Annotated in this window: 1 pseudogene (cut by a window edge); it reads right to left on the reverse strand. The window is 59.2% G+C overall.

The features are described from left to right. A pseudogene (locus tag ACIPIN_RS28680) lies at nucleotides 1-1,418 on the reverse strand (2-oxoglutarate dehydrogenase E1 component) (its annotated part extends 939 nt beyond the left edge of the window); the annotation flags it as partial.

The raw sequence follows: 1,418 nt of genomic DNA on the forward strand, positions 1-1,418 counted from the left end.
ATGTCCTGGCCGGTCATGCGAATCGGGTGACCTTCGAACGCCAGGGTCGCGTACGCCATGGTTTCGGCGTAACCCCAGTTGATCGGCAGGCCGCCGGCTTGCATTTTCTGACGGTCTTCGTAGATCTTCGCGACCTGACGCTGAACCACGAAACCTTCCGGGATTTCCAGCAGCTTGGCGGACAGCTCTTGCAGGGTCTTGAGATCGAACGTGGTGTCGTGACGCGCAGTCCAGGCGTGGCCCAGGTACGGACGCCAGTCGACGAACAGCTCTTTGTTCGGCTCCTTGACCAGGCTTTTCACTACGTGCAGACCGTTGTCCAGCGCGTTGCGGTATTCGTCGACTTTCGCCTGAACACGTGCAACGTCAAGCACACCGCTCTGGGTCAGACGATCGGCATACAGCTCACGAGTGGTGCGCTGCTTGGTGATCTGCTGATACATCAGAGGCTGGGTGCCGCTTGGCTCGTCGGCCTCGTTGTGGCCGCGACGACGGTAGCAGACCAGGTCGATCACGACGTCACGCTTGAACTGCATGCGGTAGTCGATGGCCAGTTGGGTTACGAACAATACGGCTTCCGGATCATCACCATTCACATGGAGGATCGGCGCCTGGATCATTTTCGCAACGTCGGTGGCGTACTCGGTGGAGCGCGAGTCTTCCGGGTTGCTGATAGTGAAGCCAACCTGGTTGTTGATCACGATGTGAACGGTACCGCCGGTCCGGAAGCCGCGGGTCTGCGACATCTGGAAGGTTTCCATGACCACACCTTGACCGGCGAATGCCGCGTCACCGTGGATGGAAATCGGCAGAACCTTTTCACCGGTAGGGTCGTTACGACGATCCTGACGGGCACGGACCGAACCCTCGACCACTGGCGAAACGATTTCCAGGTGGGAAGGGTTGAAGGCCATGGCCAGGTGAACTTCACCGCCTGCGGTCATGACGTTGGACGAGAAGCCCTGGTGGTATTTAACGTCACCGGAACCCAGCTCGACCTTTTTCTTGCCTTCGAACTCGTCGAACAGCTCACGCGGGTTCTTGCCGAAGGTGTTGACCAGCACGTTCAGACGGCCACGGTGGGCCATGCCGATAACGATTTCCTTGGTGCCGTAGGAACCGGAGCGCTGGATCAGCTCGTCAAGCATCGGAATCAGGCTCTCGCCGCCTTCCAGGCCGAAACGCTTGGTGCCCGGGTATTTGGTACCCAGGTATTTTTCCAGGCCTTCGCCTGCGGTGACGCGCTCGAGCAGGTGGCTCTTGATATCGGCCGAATACACCGGACGGCCACGCACGCCTTCCAGACGCTGCTGGAACCAATGGCGCTGCTCGGAATCGACGATGTGCGTAAATTCAGCGCCGATGGTGCGGCAATATGTCTGCTGCAACGCTTCGTGAATTTCGCGTAGGCTCGCTTC

The organism is Pseudomonas sp. NPDC087697, from assembly GCF_044743155.1.
In the GTDB taxonomy this organism is placed as follows: Bacteria; Pseudomonadota; Gammaproteobacteria; order Pseudomonadales; family Pseudomonadaceae; genus Aquipseudomonas.